This window comes from Lacihabitans sp. CCS-44, assembly GCF_024343735.1.
Lineage (GTDB): Bacteria > Bacteroidota > Bacteroidia > Cytophagales > Spirosomataceae > Leadbetterella.
Map to the genome: position 1 here is coordinate 36,383 of NZ_RJUE01000053.1, position 23,657 is coordinate 60,039.

Annotated in this window: 21 protein-coding genes; 10 read left to right on the forward strand and 11 right to left on the reverse strand. The window is 35.2% G+C overall.

Going from position 1 to position 23,657, the window contains the following annotated elements:
- Positions 1-63: 63 nt before the first annotated feature.
- Together EGI26_RS08520 and EGI26_RS08525 are read left to right on the forward strand one after the other, a co-directional pair.
- Positions 64-1,875: a sensor histidine kinase KdpD gene (locus EGI26_RS08520; RefSeq protein WP_255077709.1), complete on the forward strand. Its 1,812-nt coding sequence runs from the start codon at positions 64-66 to the stop codon at positions 1,873-1,875.
- 26 nt (positions 1,876-1,901) lie between these two features.
- Positions 1,902-2,588: a response regulator transcription factor gene (locus EGI26_RS08525; protein ID WP_255077710.1), complete on the forward strand. Its 687-nt coding sequence runs from the start codon at positions 1,902-1,904 to the stop codon at positions 2,586-2,588.
- On the opposite strand, the gene EGI26_RS08530 is transcribed toward EGI26_RS08525, so the two are convergent.
- The 5 genes from EGI26_RS08530 to EGI26_RS08550 form a co-directional block, all read right to left on the reverse strand.
- The gene (locus EGI26_RS08530; RefSeq protein ID WP_255077711.1) at positions 2,585-3,475 is read right to left on the reverse strand and encodes a sulfite exporter TauE/SafE family protein; all 891 of its coding nucleotides are present in this window, start codon (positions 3,473-3,475) and stop codon (positions 2,585-2,587) included. The two genes, EGI26_RS08525 and EGI26_RS08530, sit on opposite strands and share 4 nt — an antisense overlap.
- An 81-nt stretch (positions 3,476-3,556) precedes the next feature.
- Complete coding sequence (locus EGI26_RS08535) at positions 3,557-4,696, reverse strand: methionine aminotransferase (RefSeq protein ID WP_255077712.1); 1,140 nt, start codon at positions 4,694-4,696, stop codon at positions 3,557-3,559.
- Complete coding sequence (locus tag EGI26_RS08540) at positions 4,697-5,563, reverse strand: aldo/keto reductase (protein ID WP_255077713.1); 867 nt, start codon at positions 5,561-5,563, stop codon at positions 4,697-4,699.
- 68 nt (positions 5,564-5,631) lie between these two features.
- A complete protein-coding gene (locus EGI26_RS08545; RefSeq protein WP_255077714.1) occupies positions 5,632-6,126 on the reverse strand; it encodes a DinB family protein in 495 nt (164 codons plus the stop codon).
- Positions 6,119-7,405 carry an APC family permease gene (locus EGI26_RS08550; RefSeq protein ID WP_255077715.1) on the reverse strand — a complete coding sequence of 429 codons (1,287 nt, stop codon included), beginning with the start codon at positions 7,403-7,405 and terminating at the stop codon, positions 6,119-6,121. Before EGI26_RS08550 ends, EGI26_RS08545 begins: the two co-directional genes overlap by 8 nt.
- Before the next feature lie 122 nt (positions 7,406-7,527).
- Between EGI26_RS08550 and EGI26_RS08555 the strand changes: the two genes are divergently transcribed.
- A complete protein-coding gene (locus EGI26_RS08555; protein ID WP_255077716.1) occupies positions 7,528-8,370 on the forward strand; it encodes an endonuclease/exonuclease/phosphatase family protein in 843 nt (280 codons plus the stop codon).
- 84 nt (positions 8,371-8,454) lie between these two features.
- On the opposite strand, the gene EGI26_RS08560 is transcribed toward EGI26_RS08555, so the two are convergent.
- Positions 8,455-8,934, reverse strand: a complete 480-nt coding sequence (locus EGI26_RS08560; RefSeq protein ID WP_255077717.1) for a hypothetical protein — start codon at positions 8,932-8,934, stop codon at positions 8,455-8,457.
- 201 nt (positions 8,935-9,135) lie between these two features.
- Between EGI26_RS08560 and EGI26_RS08565 the strand changes: the two genes are divergently transcribed.
- Together EGI26_RS08565 and EGI26_RS08570 are read left to right on the forward strand one after the other, a co-directional pair.
- On the forward strand, positions 9,136-11,031 hold the full coding sequence (locus EGI26_RS08565; protein WP_255077718.1) for a beta-N-acetylhexosaminidase: 1,896 nt from the start codon (positions 9,136-9,138) through the stop codon (positions 11,029-11,031).
- A 226-nt stretch (positions 11,032-11,257) separates the two neighbouring features.
- On the forward strand, positions 11,258-11,965 hold the full coding sequence (locus EGI26_RS08570) for a glycoside hydrolase family 25 protein (RefSeq protein ID WP_255077719.1): 708 nt from the start codon (positions 11,258-11,260) through the stop codon (positions 11,963-11,965).
- A gap of 15 nt (positions 11,966-11,980) precedes the next feature.
- Here EGI26_RS08570 and EGI26_RS08575 read toward each other — a convergent pair whose 3' ends face one another.
- Both EGI26_RS08575 and EGI26_RS08580 read right to left on the reverse strand, forming a co-directional pair.
- On the reverse strand, positions 11,981-12,370 hold the full coding sequence (locus tag EGI26_RS08575; RefSeq protein ID WP_255077720.1) for a DUF3052 domain-containing protein: 390 nt from the start codon (positions 12,368-12,370) through the stop codon (positions 11,981-11,983).
- A 4-nt stretch (positions 12,371-12,374) separates the two neighbouring features.
- Complete coding sequence (locus EGI26_RS08580; protein WP_255077721.1) at positions 12,375-14,114, reverse strand: DUF4153 domain-containing protein; 1,740 nt, start codon at positions 14,112-14,114, stop codon at positions 12,375-12,377.
- Between the two features lie 95 nt (positions 14,115-14,209).
- On the opposite strand from EGI26_RS08580, the gene EGI26_RS08585 reads away from it, so the two are divergent.
- The gene (locus EGI26_RS08585; RefSeq protein WP_255077722.1) at positions 14,210-15,655 is read left to right on the forward strand and encodes an alpha-L-fucosidase; all 1,446 of its coding nucleotides are present in this window, start codon (positions 14,210-14,212) and stop codon (positions 15,653-15,655) included.
- A gap of 74 nt (positions 15,656-15,729) precedes the next feature.
- Here the strand turns inward: EGI26_RS08585 and EGI26_RS08590 are convergent, their stop codons facing one another.
- Both EGI26_RS08590 and EGI26_RS08595 read right to left on the reverse strand, forming a co-directional pair.
- On the reverse strand, positions 15,730-17,670 hold the full coding sequence (locus EGI26_RS08590) for a KUP/HAK/KT family potassium transporter (protein WP_255077723.1): 1,941 nt from the start codon (positions 17,668-17,670) through the stop codon (positions 15,730-15,732).
- Between the two features lie 177 nt (positions 17,671-17,847).
- Positions 17,848-19,335: an APC family permease gene (locus tag EGI26_RS08595; RefSeq protein WP_255077724.1), complete on the reverse strand. Its 1,488-nt coding sequence runs from the start codon at positions 19,333-19,335 to the stop codon at positions 17,848-17,850.
- Positions 19,336-19,773: 438 nt separating this feature from the next.
- Between EGI26_RS08595 and EGI26_RS08600 the strand changes: the two genes are divergently transcribed.
- The 4 genes from EGI26_RS08600 (at position 19,774) to EGI26_RS08615 (ending at position 23,239) form a co-directional block, all read left to right on the forward strand.
- Entirely contained in the window at positions 19,774-20,661 is an 888-nt protein-coding gene (locus EGI26_RS08600; protein WP_255077725.1) for a hypothetical protein, read from the forward strand.
- A 236-nt stretch (positions 20,662-20,897) separates the two neighbouring features.
- The gene (locus EGI26_RS08605; RefSeq protein ID WP_255077726.1) at positions 20,898-21,239 is read left to right on the forward strand and encodes a YciI family protein; all 342 of its coding nucleotides are present in this window, start codon (positions 20,898-20,900) and stop codon (positions 21,237-21,239) included.
- A 1-nt stretch (position 21,240) separates the two neighbouring features.
- Entirely contained in the window at positions 21,241-22,479 is a 1,239-nt protein-coding gene (locus EGI26_RS08610) for an RNA polymerase sigma factor (protein WP_255077727.1), read from the forward strand.
- Between the two features lie 46 nt (positions 22,480-22,525).
- Entirely contained in the window at positions 22,526-23,239 is a 714-nt protein-coding gene (locus EGI26_RS08615; RefSeq protein WP_255077728.1) for a hypothetical protein, read from the forward strand.
- Positions 23,240-23,323: 84 nt separating this feature from the next.
- On the opposite strand, the gene EGI26_RS08620 is transcribed toward EGI26_RS08615, so the two are convergent.
- Positions 23,324-23,497, reverse strand: coding sequence for a hypothetical protein (locus EGI26_RS08620; protein ID WP_255077729.1), 174 nt, complete (start codon positions 23,495-23,497; stop codon positions 23,324-23,326).
- Between the last annotated feature and the right edge of the window lie 160 nt (positions 23,498-23,657).

Sequence of the window (23,657 nt, forward strand, 5' to 3'; positions counted from 1 at the left end):
GTGTTAAAGCTCTTTCGTTATTCTGTTAAAAAACCTAGTTTTGGAAAATCAAATATTTGAAAATTGAACCGAATTAATGTTTTGATTGGATTAATGCTCCTAGCATTGGTTTCTTTGATAGCCTTCCAATGGTATTGGATAGAGAATGCCATTGCCGAAAAAAACGAGCAGTTTGACAGGAAAGTGAATGAAATACTTAGAGAAACATCTCGACAAATAGAAAAACAAGAGGTCATATTTATGACCAAACAAAGAATAATTCAAGAGGAAAAAAATCGATTATTAAATATTTCGAAACCCAAAAAAAGAGTTTCTCGGAGAAACCCTGAAATTGTAAACCATACAAAAATCACTTCTGACACTATTAATTTTGCTTATAACGAGGGAAATCTTCTCAAAATAGACCCTCGACATGTAGTCACTGTAAATGTGAGTCCAAGTTTTGAACCAAAAAACGATGTTCTGGCTGAACGCATGTATGTCTACCCCGAGCAACAAAGCGAATATTTAAGGGCATTTTTGGAAGATGAACATCGGTCTTTTGAAAAATTTCGAAAAAGATCAATGGAACTAGCCAAAAAACAGAGCAATTTAAACGAGCTCTCTAGGGTTTTTGAAGAAGACCCCTTCTTTGATTTCTCTGAGCAATTGCCTAGATTCAATTTTATTGTTACTGAAGACAACTCATCAGCAAATGTATTGGGTGAAGAAAATCAGACAAAAGAATATCTTAAGCCGCAGAAAAGAACCACTGAAAAGAGTTGGGTATCTGAAAAGAAACAGGAAAAGGTAAATCTGATGAAAGATGTATTCAAGGATTTTATCATAGGCAAGCGAAGCATCTACGAGCGACTGGGTCATGTTATGCTCGACACCTTATTGAAAAAGGAATTTACTGAAAGTGGAATCAATCTACCCTTCAAGTATAGCGTAAAAGACAATGGAAATATGGTTTTTGCTTCATTCAATAAGAATGAATCTTTTTCCAACTCTAAAACCTATAAAGTAAAGCTTTTTCCAAACGATACTTTTCAGCAAGACCAGACGCTCCAGGTGTATTTTCCTGAAAAAGAAAACTACATTCTACGAAACCTTTGGTCGATTTTTGGAAGCTCATTTCTATTGATTGCCTTTGTGGGCGGTATTTTCTACTATTCAGTAAACAGTCTTTTGACTCAAAAGAAACTCTCGAATATCAAAAATGACTTCATAAATAATATGACGCATGAATTGAAAACGCCAGTTTCTACAATTGCCCTTGCTTTGGAGGTTATAAAAGATAAAGAAATAAATAAAAGCCCAGAAAAAACCGATAGATATCTCAACATAATAACAGAAGAAAACAGACGATTAGGAACCCAAATAGAAAAAGTTCTACAAATCGCAAAACTAGAAAAGGGCGATTTAAGCCTCAATTTCGAACCTATTGATATCAATGAAGTGCTAGATCAAGTGGTGAAAAACCAGAGTGTTCAGATGGAACAATTTGGAGTAAAACTCAATTTAGACCTTCAAGCCGAAGAAACTAATATTTCAGCAGATAGGGTACATTTGACGAACATTATTTTTAATCTCATGGATAATGCTATCAAGTATTCGAAAGAAAAGCCTGAAATCACGATAGCGACAAGCAATACTGAAAAAGGCCTACTTTTAAAAATATCAGACAAAGGAATAGGAATTCCTAAAGACCAGCTGAGCAAAATCTTTGAGAAATTTTATAGAGTCCCCAAAGGCGACCTCCATGATGTGAAGGGATTTGGACTTGGCCTAAGCTATGTTAAAAACATGGTTGAAATGCACAATGGGACGATTTCTGTAAACAGTAAAATTGATGAAGGAACAGACTTTTCGGTGCTGTTACCTTTGGCTTAAAACAAACCTACGCTTAAATAAACTATATGAATCAAATAAAACTACTTCTCGCAGAAGACGACCATAACTTAGGCTCATTACTCCATGAATATCTCACAGCGAAAGGCTACGACGTAACATTGGCTAAAGACGGAAACCAGGGTTTAGATATATTTTTAAGCTCAGAATTCGATTTTTGTATCTTAGACGTCATGATGCCAAAAAAAGACGGTTTTTCTTTGGCCAAAGAAATACGAACCAAGAATCCTGATATTCCTATCGTGTTTCTTACAGCCAAAAGTATGCCCGAAGACACTATCAAGGGTTTTGAAGTTGGGGCTGATGATTATATTACTAAGCCATTTAGCATGGAAGAGCTTTTAGTTAGAATAAAAGCGATTCTGAAAAGATCAAAAAAAGGAGAGATAAACCCCGAAGCTGAGGTTTTTACACTTGGTAAATTTGCTTTCAATTCCTTACAACATGAGCTAAAAAGTGCTGAAGGAATGAATAAGTTAACTACCAAAGAGTCGGATTTGCTGAAGTTATTTTGTCAAAATCAAAATAAAACAGTGAGCCGTAGCTATGCCTTAAAGCTTATTTGGGGTGACGATTCCTATTTCAATGCCAGAAGTATGGATGTTTATATTACCAAATTAAGGAAATATCTTAAATCCGACAGCAGCATACAAATCATGAATCTTCATGGAGAAGGATTTAAGTTGGTGTGTTAAAACCACTTAATCAACGTCCTCAAACTCAAGAAGATAATCATTAAACCTACGGCCACCATTGCTGGTTTTCTTGGGATTTTGTTGATAAAATATGCTCCTAGCGGTGCTGCAATCACACCCCCGAGTATTAAACCAGCTATAACTTGCCAACCGTGAATGCCTTCAAAAAGCAAAAAAGTAATGCCACTCGCAAAGGAAATGGCAAACTCAGCTGCATTTACCGAACCAATAGTGTAACGAGGATCACGCCCACGACCTATGAGTGTGGAAGTCACGATGGGTCCCCAGCCTCCGCCACCAACTGAATCCATAAAACCACCAAAAATAGCTAATAAGCCCAATTGTTTTGTCGGTTTTTTCGGACGTTTTTTTCTTACTGCTTTTACGATGATAACTATGGCCAATGCAATCATATATATCGCAATAAAAGGCTTAATTACGTTTCCGTCTATCACATCTGACAATAAATATGCTCCGATAATTGAACCAATAACTCCAGGAATTATCAACATTTTGGCCAACTTACGATTAATATTTCCGAATTTATGATGAGAAATAGCAGATGCACCGGTTGTAAACATCTCTGAAACGTGTACTGCTGTACTACTTATAACAGGAGGAACACCGAAAGATAACAGAAACGATGTAGATGTGGCACCATAACCCATGCCTAAAGTACCGTCAACTAACTGAGCAAAAACACCTATTATAAGAAATATAAAAAATTCAGATGTGAATCCATCTGCTATTTTTGAAAAAGAAAATTGGCTAGAATAATTATAATAAATGATAGAAAATAAGCCAATCAAAAGAAAACCCGGAATAATATACCACCATTGGGTGCTGGATATTACCGATTTAGTAGTACTATTTTTTGCTGATGCCATTAAAATTTGCGTTAAAATGTTTGCAAATATAGTACGTCCTATTTAATCTACCAAATTAGTAGATTAATAAATTAAACAAATTCACAAACTCGATAATATTTCTCCAGCCTTCTGTAAAGTTGCTTCATCCTTTGCAAAGCAGAAGCGAAGTACTTTTTCATCTACGTTTTTATGATAAAATACCGAAATAGGAATAGAGGCCACTCCAAGTTCTTTGGTTAAGTAAACCGCAAAATCTACATCTTTCTGATCCGTAATGTGCTTATAACAAACATTTTGAAAGAAACTCCCTTGACTTGGAACAAATTTTAATCTTGAATTGGCAATACTCTTTAGAAAAATATCCCTTTTGGTTTGATAAAAAGTTGGAATCGAAAGATAATGTTCTTCGTTCTTCAAATATTCTGCTAGAGCGTATTGAGCAGGAGTAAAAGTACTGAAAGTCAGATATTGGTGAATTTTACGAAATTCGACACTTAATACTTTGGGGGCTAAGCAATAGCCGATTTTCCAGCCTGTCACATGGAAAGTTTTGCCGAATGAACCACAGATAAAACTTCTTTCTTTCAAAAATGGGTGTGTACACAATGAGTGATGCACCAAACCATCAAAAATAATGTGTTCATACACTTCATCTCCAATCAGATAAATGTTTTTGTCTTGAATTATTTCAGCAAGCTTATCTAAGTCACTTTTTGAAAATACACTTCCTGTAGGATTGTGCGGCGTATTTACAATAATCAGCTTTGTTTTGTTGGTTATTTTACTTGCCACATAGTCCCAATCAACTTCAAAATTAGGATAGTGCAAGGTAATATAAACGGGCACGCCTCCATTGAGTTCTATTGCTGGTAGATAAGAATCGTAGGCTGGTTCAAAGACAATAACTTCGTCGCCTTTGCTAACAGTGGCTGATATGGCAGCAAAAATAGCTTCTGTTGCACCTGAGGTTATGGTTATTTCATGGTCAACATCATAAAATGCACCATAAAGTTTTTCAGTTTTTATGGAGAGTTGTTCTCTTAATGCTGCCAAGCCAGTCATGGGAGCATACTGATTGTACCCTCTTTCGGCATATTCACCTAAAAGCTTAAGAAGCTCAGAATCAGCCTCGAAATTTGGAAACCCTTGAGATAAATTTAAAGCACCATATTCAGCCGCTAGTGCCGACATTGTGGTGAAAATCGTAGTTCCCAAATTGGGTAGCTTTGATGCAAACATTTATTTTACAACTGAAAATACTTTATACCAATCTTCGTGTGACAACTTTACCTCCGTAGCTTGAGCCGCATTTGTTATCCTTTCTAAACTCAAAGAACCAATAATTGGAAGTGCTCCTAATTGGATTAACCATGCTACGGCCAATTGTTCAATGTTTACGTTTTGCTTTTGAGCTATTTCATTTAATATTTTACGAATTTTTATAGCTTTCTCCGAACCTCCGCTCAGTATTTCGCCCCCAGCAAGCGGAGCCCAAACCAATGGTTTGCTGTAAGTTTCTTTTATAAAATCGAGCCTTCCATCAAAAATAGCATCGGGTTTCAATAGGTTCATTTCTATGTGACTGGTCACAATAGGAATAGACAAAAACTTAGAAAGTAGTTTATGTTGGCTATTGTTGAGATTCGCAATCCCGATATGCTTAGCTTTGCCAGTGTGCACAATGTATTCCAAAGTCGCACCTATTTCCTCCAAGTCAGATATAAAATCAAGTCCTTCGAGCAAGAAAATATCTATGTAATCTAAATTTTGTGCTGCCAAAAACTTGTCCAAACTTTCAAGCAAAAAGCTTCTTGAATTATTGAAATACTCAACGCCATTCTTCTTTTGCAGTCCAAACTTGGCAAAAAGAACTACATCTTGGCGTTTTAAACCAAGCTTGTTTATCTCATTAAAAAATATTTTTTGAGAATTTGAGCTCGTCTCATAATTTCCTAAATCAAATGTGTTTATTCCTAAACTTACACAATGCTCAATTACGTTTTTAGCCACTTCGTCCGTAAGACCACTCTCGTTTTCCCAACGCCAAAAACTATAAATTGCTTTGGAAACCTTCGGGCCGCTGTCACTTAAATATATCTTTTTCATCAGTAGATTAATTATTTCCCAAAATTAGCACAGTTATCATTAAGATTTTTTGAATTATTGAACAAATACTAAAGAATTTTGATAGTTACCAACAACTGACCAAAATGTCGGGTGGTATGTTCTGTAGCATGAAACAATAGGCCAATTACGGTAGATGGCAACATTTTTCTGCCTACAAATCTGGGTTCGGTTAAGGTCTCTGGATTAGTGTATTTCAGTTGATCAAGAGATTTAATCACCTGTAAATCAAATGCTTTCAATAACTCTATTGAGTTTGTTGCATTATTTTCATTCCCTTCATTTTTCAGAAACACTAATTGTTCAGGTGTTAGGTTCTCACCTTTTGCATAAGTGAAAAGTCTGTCCAAAACTCCTGTGAGGTGATTAAGATGGAAACCCACAGCAGCCACATTTTTGGGTCTTTCCCATAGTTTCTTTTCGTCAAAGTCTATGAAAACTTCTTTCAATTCTTTCTGAACTTGTAGTAATGCATGTGCAACAGGTTGCAACAACAGGGGTATTTCTGGAACAGGCCCTTTCAACCAATATTCTAAATCATCCATTTTCTAATTCTTTTTTTGAGATTAAATAAGTAAAAGCTCCAAAAGCTAAAATTCCTAGTCCTATAATACTTTCAAATGGCTTATCATAAATTATAAAAGCAAGGACAAATAAACTAAAAACTACATAAAAGTATTGAATAAATGGACTCCACGGACTCCTAAATCCATTCGTATTCCTTTTGATTTTTAAAAAGCTTGCCACTGCCAGTGTTCCCATAAGTTGTAGCAAAAATGAAGTATAAATCAAAACTTGCTGTAAACTTCCCGACAAAAGTAAAATTAAAATGACCAAACATTGAAACCAAATGGCTCTTACTGGAATATCATGGGCATTTAAAGGTCTAAGCCAACTCCACAAACTGTAGTGTTTCGCCATGGCATGAATAATTCTTGGGCCAATCCAAACGTATGAACTCATTGTAGCTATCAATTGAAGGCCGATTCCTGCACTTATCCAAGGCATACTAGATTTTCCCAAAACATTTTGAATAGAAATGATTGCAACTTCTGCTTGTCCTTCTAACTGAAGAAGGGTTCCAAATTTCAGAAAGACGATTTGAAGCAAAACATAAACTATCATGACCGCTAAAGTACCCAGTATTAAGGCTCTTGGAAGATCTCTTTGAGGATTTCTGATTTCTCCAACAATATATGCGGCGGCATTCCAGCCTGTATAGGCATAAGTTACATATAACAATGAAACGGCAAAACCAGACTTTGAAATTTCTGAAAACACAGAGGTTTCTACACTGATTGCATTGCCTTCGGTAGATGCAAACCACAGTCCTACTCCCAACAAAAACAAGACGAAAAGCAGTTTAAACAGTGTGGTAACAGCTTGAAAAAAACTGCTATGCTTAAGTGAAAATGTATGAAAAAGAGAAATACCAATAATAACCAAAACTATATATAATCGCAGATTTGCGATTTGAAATGGCGACAAATATGCCTCCATCGCCAATCCCGCAATGGCAACTGGAGCTGAAAAACCAACGATAAGCGAAGTCCACGCCGATAAGTACCCAAAAAATGGACTGAAACCTTCACTTATAAAAACATAATCGCCACCAGATTTATTATAATGAGTACCCAACTCCGCAAATGTAAACGCACCTATTAAGGCCAAAATACCTCCAAGAACCCACAGCAATACAATACTCCAAACATTCTGAACCTCAGCCAACTGATACCCGAGACTCGTAAAAACTCCTGTACCAACCATGTTGGAAATAACAAGCATTAGAGCTGTTTTCCATCCAATCTTGTGCGTTTTGGGCATACAATAATGGTTTTAATAAAATAGAAAGTAAAGCTAAAAAATCTGTTCATAAAAATGTCTTTTTGAAATTACATTTTAGTAAATTAATACCCTAAATTCGTAAACTTAAAATTATAACAACCTTGAAATATTCAATCTTAACAATTGCGATTAGCATAATCTCCATTATCAATGCCAATGCACAGAAAATCAATTTCATGACCTTCAACATAAGGTATAATACTGAAAAAGATGGCATCAATAAATGGGACAATAGAAAAGACCGAGCCGCTGAAATGGTGAAATTCTACGAAGCTGATTTTTGTGGAATGCAAGAAGCCCTAATTGGCCAAATCAACGATTTGCAAGAACGCTTGCCTGACTACGAACATTTTGGGCTAGGACGTGACGATGGAAAAGAAAAAGGAGAATTCTCCCCTATCTTTTATAACAAGACTAGGTTTAAACTTCTCAAACAAGAGACCTTTTGGCTGAGCGAAACTCCTGAAAAGCCCAGCAAAGGATGGGACGCCAACCTCCCAAGAGTTGTTACATGGGGCTATTTTAAAGATTTAAAGTCAAAGACTAAATTTTATGTTTTCAACACGCATTATGACCATATTGGCAAAGTCGCCCGAGCTGAAAGTTCGAAACTTGTATTGAAGAAAATCAAAGAAATTGCCGGAGGCGAAAATGTCATTTTGATGGGAGATTTTAATGCTACTCCAACCGAGGAGCCAATTAAAATAATTATGGGGCAACTTACCGAATCTTCTGAATTAAGCCAAACACCACATTTCGGACCCGAAAGCTCATTCAATGGTTTTGAAAGTAAAGAACAAGACAACCGAAGAATAGATTATGTTTTTGTTAATAATCCAAAACTCAAAGTCTTTAAACATGCAACATTGACGAATACATGGGCAGGTTTGTTTGCTTCGGATCATCATCCTGTGATGGCGGTTATTTCTTTAGGTAAAAAGTAGAATTTACATACGCTAAAACATCAAGTCCCAGAATAATATCCTGGGACTTGATGTTCATATTTATCACGATAATCGAAATTTATTCTACTCAAATTTCCCAAACCCAAATACAAGTCCTCCGTTAACCATAAAACCGTTTTGATAAGACGCCCAAATATTTAAGGGGCCAACTCTGAAGCCCACTTGAGGAGTAACTTGGAATTTAGTGCCTGCTGTAGCTACCTCTTCAGTATTTACATCCACAAACCCCCCAGAATTTAATCCTGCTTGTAATCCAACGAAAGGTTTAAATTTTTCTGTCATCAAATAAAATTTACTTTGAACACCATATCTAACTCCTGCTGAAGCCTTATCTGTAGAGGCTCCTAGAGCTGCTCCAAAATACCCGCCGAAGTCTATTCTTGGTTGAGGAGCATACGATGCCTCCAATAAATGAAGAGCGAATCTTCCTGAGTTTTGTCCTCCCCCAACACCTACACCTACTAGACCAACTCTTACTACTTGTGCATGAACGCTAAATGAAAGCGTAAACATAAAAACTGCTAATGTCAAAGTTCTTCTCATTTTGTAATATTTAAATAATGGATAATGAGGTAAAGATACATTCCAAATTACTATCGAAAAAAAGATTATTTCCAAAATTATATTCCAAGAAAATATATTTTAATACCAAAAAGATATACATTCCATTAAAACTATTCTAAAATTTAATAGTTTTTAAAAAAATTTAATAACTTTACATTTCAACCAAAATTGAGTAAACCAATGAGAAATTGTTTTTTTCTTATAATAATTTTATTAGGAGTTTTAACTGTAAAGGCACAACACAATATCATACCTGCACCAGTGAGTTTTCAAAACACAAATGGCATGTTTATGCTTGATAATCAAACCAGTGTAGACCTTAGAACAAATAACCCTGCTTTAAGAAAAATGGCCGAAAACTTCCAAATGTTCTTAAAAAATGCAGGTACAAATATCAACTTTAAATCAGTACCTAACCCTGATAGAAGTAATAAGGCAATTATTCTGGATTTGCTAAAAACCAAAGATGTGACCATCGGAGATGAAGGCTATCTTTTAGAAGTTAACGAAAATACAATTGAAATTTTGGCCAACACAAACAGCGGTATTTTTAATGGACTTCAGACTTTGAGACAAATGCTTCCAAGAGATTTTGAGTCTAAAGACCATCCAATGGGAATAGGTATGGTGATGGGTTGCAAAATTAAAGATTATCCAAGATTTGGTTGGAGAGGATTGATGTTTGATGTGAGTCGTCATTTTTTTACGGTTGACGAAGTGAAGTCTTATATAGATAAAATGGCACAGTACAAATTCAATGTATTTCATTGGCATTTGACAGACGACGAAGGCTGGAGAATTGAAATAAAATCATTGCCAAAACTGACTGAAATAGGTGCTTGGAGAGTGGAACGCTACGGGAGGTTTGGTGATACACGTCCTCAACCAAAAGAAGGAGAAAAAGCTACTTATGGAGGATTCTACACACAAGAGCAGATTAAGGATGTAGTTAAGTACGCTGCCGAAAGAAACATCACAATAGTTCCTGAAATAGACATTCCTGGACACAGCATGGCAGCTTTGGCAGCTTATCCTGAGCTATCTACATTGAAAAAACCAACTTCGGTAAACCCCGGAGCAAAGTTTGCCGAGTGGTTTGCAAACGGAACTTTTGAAATGCTAATTGAGAACACATTGAACCCTAGTGATGAAAAAGTTTATGATTTTGTAAACAAAGTAATGACCGAAGTGGCAGCACTTTTCCCTGGCCAATATATTCACATGGGTGGCGACGAAAGTTACCACGGTTTTTGGGAAAGAGATGCTTCTGTCAAGGAATTTATGAAAAAGAACAACATAAAAGATACCCATGAATTGCAAAGTTATTTTGTAAAACGTGTTGAAAAAATAGTAAGTAGCAAAGGCAAAAAACTGATTGGTTGGGACGAAATTCTTGAAGGCGGTCTTGCCCCAGGAGCCGCTGTTATGAGCTGGAGAGGTATGAAAGGTGGTATAGAAGCCGCCAAAATGGGTGTTCCAGTAGTGATGACGCCCACCACCTATGCCTACATAGATTACACACAAGGAGATAAAAGCGTAGAAAATCCAATTTATGCCGACCTTTCCCTTGAAAAAACGTTTGAGTTTGAGCCAGTGCCAGAAGGTGTAGACGCAAAGTATATTTTAGGAGGACAGGCCAATCTTTGGACAGAAGTTGTTCCGAGCTTGCAATTTGCTTTTTATATGACCTATCCTCGAGCATTTTCTACAATTGAAACGCTTTGGAGCCCTAAAGAAGCAAAAAATTGGAATGGCTTTGTGAATAGAACAGAAGCTCATTTTTACAGATTTGATGCTGCTAAAACAAACATTTCTAGGGCAGTGTATGAACCTATAGTAAAAGTAAAAAAAGACCTTGGCAAAATAACTGTGGAGTTAACTAACAATGTGCCAAACACAGAAATTTACTATAGTATAGACAACACTTACCCTGTAAATTATTCTAAAAAATACACTTCTGCATTTGAGGTCCAAGATGGCAATTTGAATCTAAGAGCTCAAACTTTTAGAAACGGCCAATCGTTAGGAAGAGAATTAATTATTCCTTTCACCGAACTTGCTAAAAGAGCTAAATAAGTAGAATTCTTTTTAATTCTTATCAGAGAAGGCTATGAAGACTATAGCCTTCTCTTTTTGTTTCTAAAACTAATAAGAAGCCGCATTTATTAAAAAAAACGAATTTGTAATTTTCTAAAAACCAAAATGTTGAATTAAACAACTGAAATAATTGGTCAAAAAACTTATTAAACGGCACAATAGTTGCTCTAAAGTTTAAATACACAATCAAATATTATCGAGTGATATGTTTTTAAATTTTTCAGTAGTATTCACATTACTATTACACAATTTCTTTGTAAGTTTTGCACCAAGCAACAACCACATTATCAAACGCTATAACATTCATGGAATAGATGTTTCCCATCACCAAAGAAATGTAGATTGGCAAAAAATAGCTGAACATGATGACTTCAAAGTCAGTTTTTGTTTTCTGAAAGCAACAGAAGGCTCTACTTTTCAAGACACTAAGTTTAAAACCTATTGGAATGAATGTAAAGAAGCCGGGATAGCACGCGGAGCATACCATTTTTATCATCCTACAAGAAATGCTTCTGATCAGGCTAAAAACTTTATCAAATCTGTGAAACTTACAAGGGGAGACTTAGCTCCAGTTTTAGATTTTGAAAAAGATTCGCCATCAGCCAATGTAGCCACCGTAAGGAAAAGCCTCACAAAGTGGCTTCAAATTGTAGAAAAATATTATGGTGTGAAGCCAATTATTTATACAAACACATTTATTTACAAAAAATATATCAAGGGTCATTTTAAGGGCAACCCACTTTGGTTGGCTGACTATAAATCAGGCAATATTCACTCTTTAGTAAAAAACCCTAACCTCAAGATTTGGCAATACACCGAAAAAGGAAGAGTGGCGGGAATACCTGGACATGTAGACATCAATGCATTTGTAGGTGCAGAGGAGGATTTTGAAAGTCTAAAAATTGGAGATTAATAGACAGAATGTCAATTAAAGTCTATTTTTTATGGGTATTATATACTTGCAGGCTGTCCAAGTTTCATCTATGGCACTTACCTTCACGTCTACATAACCATTTTGTGTAGCAATCAACTTAGCTGAGTGATAATCAACATCGGTGGCCACTTTAGATGTCTTTTTGGGCCATGAAATCCAAATCATTCCGTCAGGTTTAAGCCTAGAAACGTTCATTTTAAAGGATTTTTCTAACTCACTTAGTTTGCTTTCGAATATGTGTAAAAAATCGGCCAATTGCTCGTCTTCTGCTTCTTCTACCTCAGGCACTTCTATTAATAAATCAAAGTAGTTTTCAGGAATGTTGACCAAAATTACCTTTTGGCCATCCTTGAGTCCGAGTTTTTTGAAAAGAGGATTGGGCATAATTTCACTTTTTAGTCAAAAACAATTTCCATTGTAAGTTTTCTAGAATTCCATTGTTAGAATTGCCGCTTTCTATCAAAAGCTTCAGTGAATACTTTGAACTTTCTTTTTCAAAAGTCGTCGATTCAATTCCCAGTTCAGTTGAATTTTCATTCTTTAATTTGCTGACATCAAAATTTACTTTTTCTTTTCCTCCTATAATAATCGTCAAAATATTCTTTTCAAGCTTCCATTCTAATGAATCCTCCTCAATTTTTATAATTTGATTTTCTTCTCGATATTCTTTTGAATCAATCAAAAAATCGGCTTTGTTTAAATCATAAAAACTAGGTCTCTTGACACTAAAATATTTATTTACATCAAAACTCTTTTTTTGAGGAAGGTTAGTCAATTTGTAAATTATTTGAGCCCGTTGAAAATCGTTTTTCTCCGCCGTCAATTCATCGAATTGTTTTTCAGTCAAATAGTCTTTAAGTTTCTCCGGATGACTTTCAGCTAAATATTCGAGGGCTGCATAAAGTCTATCTTGATTCATGCTGTCAAGCGTAAAATTATTAGGAACAATGATTTTACCGGCTTTAAGTAACTTGTTTTTTACCAATGCTTCTTCCATGCGTCCAATTTGATTTGTCCTTGAACTTTGAAAAGCATTGTATGGAGCAAATATCCCTACTAATCCCAATAACAACAGTGAAAGAGGTATAATCTTAATATTATCAACTTTGGAAAAAGAGAAATAGATAGCAATACCTAACAACCAAACTGCCAACATTGCCACAAAATACCGTGGCTCAGTGAGACCATACTGGGAGATTCTGACATAAATAGCCACCAACATTAAACCAACCAACGGAATCAATATCCAGTAATAAGCCTTGTTGTAACTTTGAATCCACTTATTCAGATTTTTTAGCGGATAAATGAGTAAAAATGCCAGTATGCCAAATATTGCACTTGCTAAAACCATGATGCTCACCCAGCCTTTTGGCAATGACCAAGCTAAAATAATTTTACCTTCGTAGGCCAGTAAAATTGTTAAAAATATGGCCACCAACGGCAACAAAACATACTGCGTAAAGTACTTCAAACCTACAGGATAAGAAGTTTCGCTATCAATTTGCTCTAAAGTGGGTAATTTAGAAGTAAAAATGAGGGTATTAAAAAAGCCATTAACACCAAACCAAATATACACAAACCAGTCATCGGTCACTTTGATCTCAAATAGATTTTGAACGCCTGAAACCGCCAGAACCAAGCCAGCACTTAATGTAAAACTGTATAAAAATGCAGTGAGAATGTTGATAAATAGGGTTTTGTTATACTGCCAAAAACCAGATAAATTTTTAGTGAAAATATAGGGAGCTACCGAAACAAGCAAATGAAAAACGACAACCAAAACACCAAAGCGAATCAGAAAAGATTTATTATTAAAAATATCTACGACCTCAGGAAAACCAAGAAAATAAAAAGCTAAAATAGCTAATACACTTAACCCTAAAATCAAAAATCTAGGAGTTTGTTTTCTTTCCTCAAATATTTCTGCACTAAAAAACAAAGGTAAAAACAAACCAAACGTTGCGGCAATTTTCTCCAAAACTTTGCTGTGAGCCTCATCTTTGGCAACGAGAATAACACAAACAGTAGCCACCAAACTACAAAGTAATGTAAGCGGAAACCTGCGGAAGGATTTTAGAAAAGACCCAAAAAGAGATTTGAAATTTTCGGAAGAAAAAACATTAGCCATTTTTTGGAGGTTTTAATGTTCAAATAAAACATATTTTTTTCTGAATCGGATATTTAGAATTAATTTTATTGCTTCCAATCAATTAAAAAACCAAAATGAAAACTTCAAAATATCATGTTTTTTTTGCTCTAATTTTTGCGATTTTAAGCTGTAAAACTTCCCAAATATCTTCCCCTAAACCCGTATTTCCTATTCCAACGGCTGATCAGCTTGCATGGCATGAGTTAGAAACTTATGCATTTATCCATTTCACAACCAATACTTTTACAGGTAAAGAATGGGGATATGGTGACGAAAGCCCAAGCATATTTAACCCGACCGATATGGATGTTGACCAATGGGTAAAAACCATAAAAGATGCAGGCTTAAAAGCTGTGATTTTGACCTGTAAACACCACGATGGATTTGTGCTTTGGCCAAGCAAATTTACAAACCATTCAGTAGCTGCCAGTCCATACAAAAACGGTAAAGGCGATGTGGTAAAAGAAGTATCAGAAGCTTGCAAAAAATACGGTTTGAAATTTGGCGTGTACCTTTCACCTTGGGACAGAAACCGAGCTGATTATGGCTCACCAAGTTATGTAGAATATTATAGAAACCAACTAAAAGAGCTTTTTGCAGCGTATGGGCCAATTTTCGAGATGTGGTTTGATGGGGCAAATGGCGGAGATGGCTTTTATGGCGGCACTAAAGAAATGCGAAAAATAAACGGGAAAACTTTTTATGATTGGCCAAAAACTATAGAGTTGGTACGTGAACTTGAACCAAAAATACTATTTTTCTCAGACGCTGGCCCTGAAATCAGGTGGGTAGGAAATGAACGTGGATTAGCCGGCAAAACGAACTGGAATAATATAAGCAGAGACACTCTTTATGCTGGCAAAGCGGGTATTGAAAGCCTATTAAATACTGGCAATGAAAACGGCAAAGATTGGGTTCCTGCCGAAGTAGACGTAAGCATAAGACCAGGCTGGTTTTATCACGCCGAAGAAGATGTAAAAGTAAAAACCGCCCAACAACTATTTGATATTTACATGACTTCAGTAGGCAGAGGCTCAAATTTGCTGTTGAATATACCACCTGATAAACGTGGTCAAATTCATGAAATAGACGTAGCCAATTTAATTGCTTGGAAGAAGCTTTTAAATGAGAGATTTTCAGAAAACTTAGCTAAAAATGCTTCCGTTTCTGTATCCTCAAATTTTAATAAAAAACTAGCCGGTACAAACCTCACCGATGGAAATACAAAAACATATTGGGCAGCTTCCCAAAATAGTAAAAATGCTACAATTGAAATTGATTTAAACAAGCTTAAGACCGTGAATTTCGTAGAAATGCAAGAATACATAGCTTTAGGTCAACGGGTAAAATCTTTTGCAATAGACACCTGGAACGGATCAAATTGGAAAGAGGCCGCTAACGAAACTACGATTGGCTACAAGAGAATTATAAAAATAACTACCACTCAAACCCAGAAAATTAGAATAAGGATTACAGACGCAAAAGCAGGAGTGATTTTGAGTGAAGTAAAGGTCTGGTAATAACTTAATCTTAAGCAAAAAGCCCTTCGAATCAAGGATTCAAAGGGCTTTTTATCAATAATCTAATACAAAACTCACAATATCCTCTCTAAATTAATTTCTGTATTTGGTCTAATTACTAACGGTACTTTTTCTACCTTCACGTTGCTAGCATCCAAACCAAACCATTTGTGTTCAGGAGTAGTGAATTGTTTAATGAAGAAATAGGTTTCCATTATCAACTTCTCAAAAAATGGCAATTTGTTGTCATAGGATAAGTACTTTTCTAAAACTACAAACCTAAAATCACCAATCACATTCTGTTTGCTCAACGATTCATAACGGCTGGTAATGTCTACTTCTCCAGACTTTACCAAATCTTCCACTACCTTTCTGAAATACAAATTGATTTTCTGTTCAACCCTAAAACCTAATTTAAAGTTAACTTTAATGATGTCGTCTTTAGCAATTACATCCACTTTATATTTTCTTGTGTATGGCTCATCGGTGGTATCTACATGAACAAACCAAAAAATATCCGCCCTTTTGGGTCTTTTTTCAAGAATAGAGTACATCACTTTTGACTCAATGTCTGTTACCCTATTTGCATTTGACATAAAAATCAAATGAGTAGCATATTTAGGAATACTTTCGTCCTCACTTAGTTCTTTAAGGCCAGGAATATACTTTTCAAGTTTTACATATTCTGTTAATCTATTCTTTATTTTGCTTGACCTATACCACACTATCATTATGCCTGCTATACAAGTAGCAATCAACAAAGAAACCCAACCACCATGTGAGAATTTCAATAAATTAGCTGCCAAAAAGCTCAATTCAATTGCTAAATAGACCACAAAAAACAAACCAACCCATATTTTGTTGAACTTGTGTGTATAAAGATAAACAACAGCCAATATGGTTGTCATCATCATAGTTATAGTTATCGCTAAACCATAAGCGGCTTCCATGTTTGTTGACTTTTCGAAATACAGTACAATTCCAATACAGCCCGCCAACAAAAACCAGTTTATAGAAGGAATATAAAGTTGTCCTTTTTTATCAGAAGGATAATTTAACTTAACCTTTGGCCAAAAATAAAGCCTGATACCTTCAGAAATGAGCGTGTAAGAGCCCGTAATTAAGGCCTGGCTAGCTATAATAGCCGCCGCTGTTGCGATAAGAATAGCCGGCAACAAGAACCAATCTGGTACAACTTCGTAAAATGGTTTTCTATCTCCAAGGTATGTTCCGTGCTGAGAAATAGCCCAAGCACCTTGTCCAAAATAGTTTAACAATAATGTAATTTTTACAAAGATCCAACTTACTCTAATGTTTTTACGGCCACAATGCCCAAGGTCAGAGTATAAGGCCTCTGCCCCTGTGGTACATAAAAATACCGAGCCCAACAACCAAAATCCATCTTTGTGTAAAAACAAAAGTTTGTAAGCGTAATAAGGATTAATAGCTTTAAATATAGCAGGGTTATGAATTACTTGAGAAAGACCCAATACAGCTAACATCGTAAACCAAACAAGCATAATTGGCCCAAAAGCTCTTCCCACAACATTGGTTCCAAGTGACTGAATTAAAAACAAAACAGTTAGTATTGCGATAACTATAGGTATTGTTTCTATTTCTGGGTATTTTATTTGAAGACCTTCTATGGCAGAAGAAACGGAAATGGGCGGAGTAATTATACCATCCGCTAGCAGTGCGGCACCTCCAATAATTGCCGGAATGGTAAGCCACTTGGCATGACGACGAACCAAAGCGTAAAGAGCAAAAATACCTCCTTCTCCTCTGTTGTCAGCCCTTAATATAAGTATTACGTACTTAATCGTGGTCTGTAATGTTAAAGTCCAAAAAATCAATGATAATGAACCGAATACTAACTCTTCGTCTATAATCTCTTTACCAATAATAGCCTGCATGACATAAAGCGGAGAGGTCCCGATGTCTCCAAAAATAATTCCGAGTGTAACCAGTAAACCCCCAAGGCTCAAATTATTTGTTTCGTGGTGTTCTTTAGACATTGATTTTTTTGTAAAAAAGTGTGCAAATGTAAGATAAATTTTTATTTAACAAATATCTTTTTTGTTATAATTAGATAAAACAAAATTGGTATCATTAGAATTTTATAATCAAGCTTTTAAAGCAAAAGAGAAGGCCGAAGCCTCCTCTTTTGCAAATAAACACCGATTAATTCATTTTCAATCCTTGTCCATCTGATTGAGATTACTGTTTCTTTGTCCGTAAATAAAGAAAACTATCAATCCTACCAATAACCAAGCTATAGCCAACTTTTGAGCCAAGCCATTTAATAAAGCTATTAGACCAACATTGGTAATAATTCCTAATGGAGCTATCAATTTAAGCATAGGTGTTTTAAAAGGACGCTCTCTATTTGGGTCTTTAATTCTAAGTATTAGCACAGCAAGACAAACCATAGCGAAAGCAAACAAAGTACCGAAACTGGTCATATCACTCAACACGCCTATGGGAGTAAAAGAGGCGACCAAAGAAACCACTAGTCCTACAAGGATTGTACTTTTCCAAGGGGTTTGAAAATTTGGATGTATTTGTTTGAAGAACTTTGGCAACAAACCGTCTTTTGCCATTCCTAGAAATACTCTAGTTTGACCCAACATCATAACCAACATAACTGAAATCAAACCAGTAGTAGCCGCAGCGGTAATTATAAGTACTGCCCAAGGTTTACCCACGTGATCAAATGCAAATGCTACAGGAGCCTTGAGTGCGTCCCCTGTAATTTCTTTGTAATTGATCATTCCCGTAAGCACCAAAGAAACCATAATGTACAATACAGTACATATTAACAATGAAGCAATAATAGCAAATGGTACGTCTTTTTTTGGATTAATGGCTTCTCCAGCCGATGTAGAAACCACATCAAAACCAATGTATGCAAAGAATATGGCAGCAGCACCACTTAATATACCTCTTATTCCATACGCTTCAGCCGACGTTCCATCCTCATGTTTAACCATTTCTGGCTCTGGAATAAATGGGTGCCAATTGTCAGCATTCACATAAAATGCTCCAACAATAATTACAAAAAGTATAGCTGCAAGTTTAAGAACTACAATAAGATTATTGGTATTTCTAGCCTCCTTAATTCCTTTTACTAAAATCCATGTAACTACCCACGTAATAATAAAAGCTGGTAAATTAAACGCAAATGAAGATGGTTCTAAATTATGATTGGTTGCATAACTAGCTGCAGAAAATGGGTCATTTCTTAAATAATAAGGAATTTCAATTCCGAATAAGTTAATGAGCTTATTAAAATACCCGGACCAACTAACTGCCACTGTCATTGCACCCATGGCGTATTCGAGTATTAAGCCCCAGCCAATAATCCAAGCAAACAATTCACCGATAGTTCCATAAGCATACGCATAAGCTGAGCCTTCTACCGGCAACATACCTGCAAACTCTGAATAACAAAGGGCTGCAAAAACACAACCAATGCCAGCAACTATAAATGACAAAGCCAATGCTGGTCCAGCGTGATAATGTGCAGCAGTACCGGTCAAAACAAATATACCTCCGCCTATTATGCCTCCAATACCAATCGCTGTAAGGCTCCACTTGCCCATCACGCGTTTCAATTGGTTATTTTTGATATCAGCCTCGTAAGCGGACATTGGTTTTTTTCGCCAAATACTTTTTTCCATGTTTTTAGTTTTAGAGTTTATTAATAAATCAAACGCAATTTAATCTAAAAAATGTTTGTATTGCAATTATGAATATTTAAAAAAAACCAAATAGTAACATTTTTAATAGTAAAAAGCAGCTTTTCAACTACAAAACTATTTTTGCTGCGTTTTTTTATTGTATCAACCTCAGCCAAGATTTAGAATGTTTTTCGGAGGAATTATGAGGTGATAATCCATCCAAAACAATCTATGTTAAAGATATAATATTTGAGTTTTTCAACAACCTTATGTAAAGTAGATTGCCCATTTCTAAAAAATATCAAATCAATTGTTTTTATAAAATACTCAGAAACTTATTCTAAATCAGTTAATTATAAATACAGGAATTTAATTATTATTCAAAATAGCAAATTTTAACTTTTTTAAGCATTAATTTTAAACACGTTTATACTAAAAATGCTTAATAAAACCCTCATACTCTACTTATTCCCATTCTTTGCGTCAGCGATGAGCCATTCTGACACCCTATATTTTACTCTCAATGCACAAAACAATATTTGTATTAAAGCCCGCATAAATAATTCTGATACATTGAGTCTAATGTTTCATACATCTTCTACAGGTATTACCGTTACGAAAGAAAGTCTTAAGGAGAAAATTTTATTGAAAGACAAACAAAACACAAATATTCAAACATGGGGCGGAAGAGCAGATGCCGAATTTAGTGAACACAATACCCTATTTATCAATAAATTAAAATGGGAAGACATAACAGTTTTTGTAAATGAAAATTCTGGCCCAAATACAGACGGCAAGTTTGGACATGACCTGTTTGCCAAAAAGATTGTAAGCCTAGATTATGATAAAAACTTGATGATAGTGGCTGAAACTCTGCCTATAAAATTGAAAGGATACCAGAAAATGAACTTGACTTTTTTAAACGGAAGTATGTTTCTTGATGGCAGATTAGAAATTGGCAAAGAGATATTTCAAGATAAATTCATGTTTCATTCGGGCTATGGTGGTGCAATACTTTTAGACCCCAAAATAGCTGAGAAGTACAACATGAAATCGCTCAAAACCATCAGCACTTCAGAACTGAAGGATTCTTACGGTAATGTTTTCAAGATAGAAACTAAACTATTGCCCAAAGCCAAAATTGGAAATAAAACACTCAAAAATGTGCCGATAAGCTTTGCTGCGAGATCCTCAGATATCCCCATGAAAGTGTTTGGTAATGACCTCTTGAAACGTTTCAATGTGATTTTTGATTTTCAGAAAAATGAAATTTATCTCAAGCCCAATGGATTATTTAAGCTCGCCTACAACTCAAAAAAAAAGTAGAAAAACTGATTCACGTAGTTGTTTCATCTTCTTATAAAATATCATTCATAAAAAAAGGAGACATATAAAACCTATAAGTTTTTTAATAAAAAAACTTTGTAATGAGGTTAGAAAGCTAGGAAATAGAAACCTAATTTATCTGGATAAAAATAAATCTCAATTTTTGTCCAATTTTAAAATAGCTAATCGTCATGTATTTGAAAACGATTTTTAAAACCATTTAAACACAAAAAAACATGAGCGAATTTATGATGATTTTTAGAAGTGAGTACAACCCAAGTTTTACACCGTCGCCAGAACAAATGCAAGCAAGCATAAAACAATGGCAAGACTGGATAGGCGGTATAGCTGCTCAGGGCAAATTTGTGAGTACAAACAGATTGAGCTCGGTTGGCAGTAAAGTTCTGAAATCGAACAATGTAATTACTGATGGGCCGTATGCTGAGATAAAAGAAATTGTGGGAGGAAACATAATCGTAAAAGCAAACAGTATGGACGAAGCCATGCACTTGGCTGAAGGCTGCCCGATTTTGTTTGTAGGCGGCCATGTGGAAGTTCGTGCTGTAATACCAATGTAACATGCCACAGCATATTTTGATCCAATCATTGTTTAAGACAGAGTACAGGAAAATAGTTTCTGTACTCTGTCGTGGTTTTGGACTAAAACACATCGAGATAGCGGAAGATCTCACCAACGACACATTTTTATTAGCCACCGAAACTTGGATGCAAAAGGGCGTTCCCGAAAACCCAACTGCTTGGCTATACACTGTTGCCAAAAACAAAACCAAAGATTTTTTGAAGCATAATAAAGTGTTTTCAGAAAAAATAGAAAACCAGATGGGTTATCATCAAAATAACTTTGACGAATTTGAGCCAGATTTATCGCCGCAAAACATTCAAGACAGCCAACTTTCGATGATTTTTGCAGTTTGTAATCCTTCCATTCCGGTAGAGGCACAAGTAGGTTTGGCACTAAGAATTTTGTGCGGGTTTGGTATTGAAGAAATAGCGGAGGCTTTTCTTAGCAACAAGGAAACCATTAACAAGCGTCTTTTTAGAGCAAAAGAAAAACTAAAAACCGAAAACCCCGATTTAACCATTACTAGCCCATTAGAGATTGAAAAAAGACTAGATGCTGTACTGACCACAATATATTTGGTTTTTAATGAAGGATATTATTCCTCCACTTCAAATCAGGGACTCAGGAAAGAATTTTGTTTGGAAGCTATGCGTTTGTGTTATTTTTTGATTGAAAACACCAGCACAAATCTCCCAAAAGTAAATGCTCTCATGGCTTTGATGTGTTTTCAGGCGTCACGATTAGATGCCAGAGTAGATGATTTTGGGAAAAATATACTTTACGAAGACCAAAACAGAGATTTGTGGGACGAAGAACTCATTGCCAAAGCCAATTATTACTTGATAGCAAGTGCCAAAGGGCAAGAACTCACCAAATATCATCTAGAAGCTTCTATTGCCTATTGGCATAGCACAAAAACGGAAACCAAAGACAAATGGGAGAAAATATTACAAAATTATAATCTGTTGTTACAAATAGAATATTCGCCCATTGCTGCTCTGAATCGCACTTATGCATTATCTCGTGCCAACGGCAAAGATGTTGCGTTGCTGGAAGCACAAAAAATAAATCTACAAGGAAATAATTTTTATCATTCATTGGTGGCTCATTTGCAGGAAGAAAGAAATCCGAAAATGGCGATTGAAGAATATCAGAAAGCCATAGAGCTGTCTAAAAATAAACAAGATAAAAGTCTATTTTTGGAAAAAATCGACAATCTTAGACTTTTGATATGAAAAGAAACGTAGTCATTTTTTATTTGTCTTTTTAAACATCATTTATATGCTACCAAACATCTCACTTTCGATTACCCTATTTTTTGGATTAACCACCCTTTTTTGTTTATTTTTAGTCTATAATGTTCTGACATCTTCTTTGCAGACACGCAAGAGAGCATTAGGCATTTGTGTTGGATTTGTGGCATGGATAATCCTTCAAGCCATCATTACCCTAAAAAGTGTTTATATGAATAACTCAGATGTTTTTCCACCCAGAATTATAATTTTTGGTGTTTTTCCCATGTTGGTTTTCATGATTATTCTATTCATTTTACCACAAACCAGAAAAATAATTGATTCATTATCAATAACTTCTCTTTTGTATTTGAATATAATAAGAATACCAGTAGAAATAGCGTTGTATGTGTTATTTCTAAACAAAACGATACCTGAAATTATGACTTTTGAAGGAAGAAATTTCGATATTTTGGCAGGACTTACAGCTCCTATAATTGTATTTTTTTACAAAAAAGGGCTAAGCCCAAAACTACTTTTGGCTTGGCATTTTGCAGCCCTTATTTTGTTAGTCAATATAGTTTTTACGGCCATATTTTCCACCCCTTCGCCTTTTCAGAAATTTGGTTTTGAACAACCAAACGTAGCTATATTAAGTTTTCCAATCAGCTGGCTACCTACTTTTATTGTTCCTATTGTTCTTTTTGGACATTTAGCATCCATTCGTATTTTGAGCAAAAAACCTCAGAATGTTATCTCTTAATTCAAATAGTTCTTTCCAATAGAACTTTGAAAAAGCTGGGAAGTTCTTAACCTAACTAGTTACTTTATGTAAATTGCTTGTTTTCTAAAGTACAGATATTATGATTTTTAAGTCGATTATACAAAGGATAGCAAAAAAACCAAGTAAAATATTTTTAATGGATGCTTTTGGAGCTTTTTTAAGCACTTTGTTTTTGAGTAATATGATTTTGTTGAACTCTAAACTCCAATTAGGAATACCTCCCAAAACTCTTTTCATATTGGCATTTGTTGCGGCAAGTTTTAGTGTTTATTCGTTTTTATGTAGTTTTTTTGCAAAAGAAAAATGGCGGTTTTTTCTTAAAATTATTGTCTTATCTAACAGTTTTTATTGCATTCTGACAGTTGTATTGGTATTTTCCTTTTTTAATCAACTAACC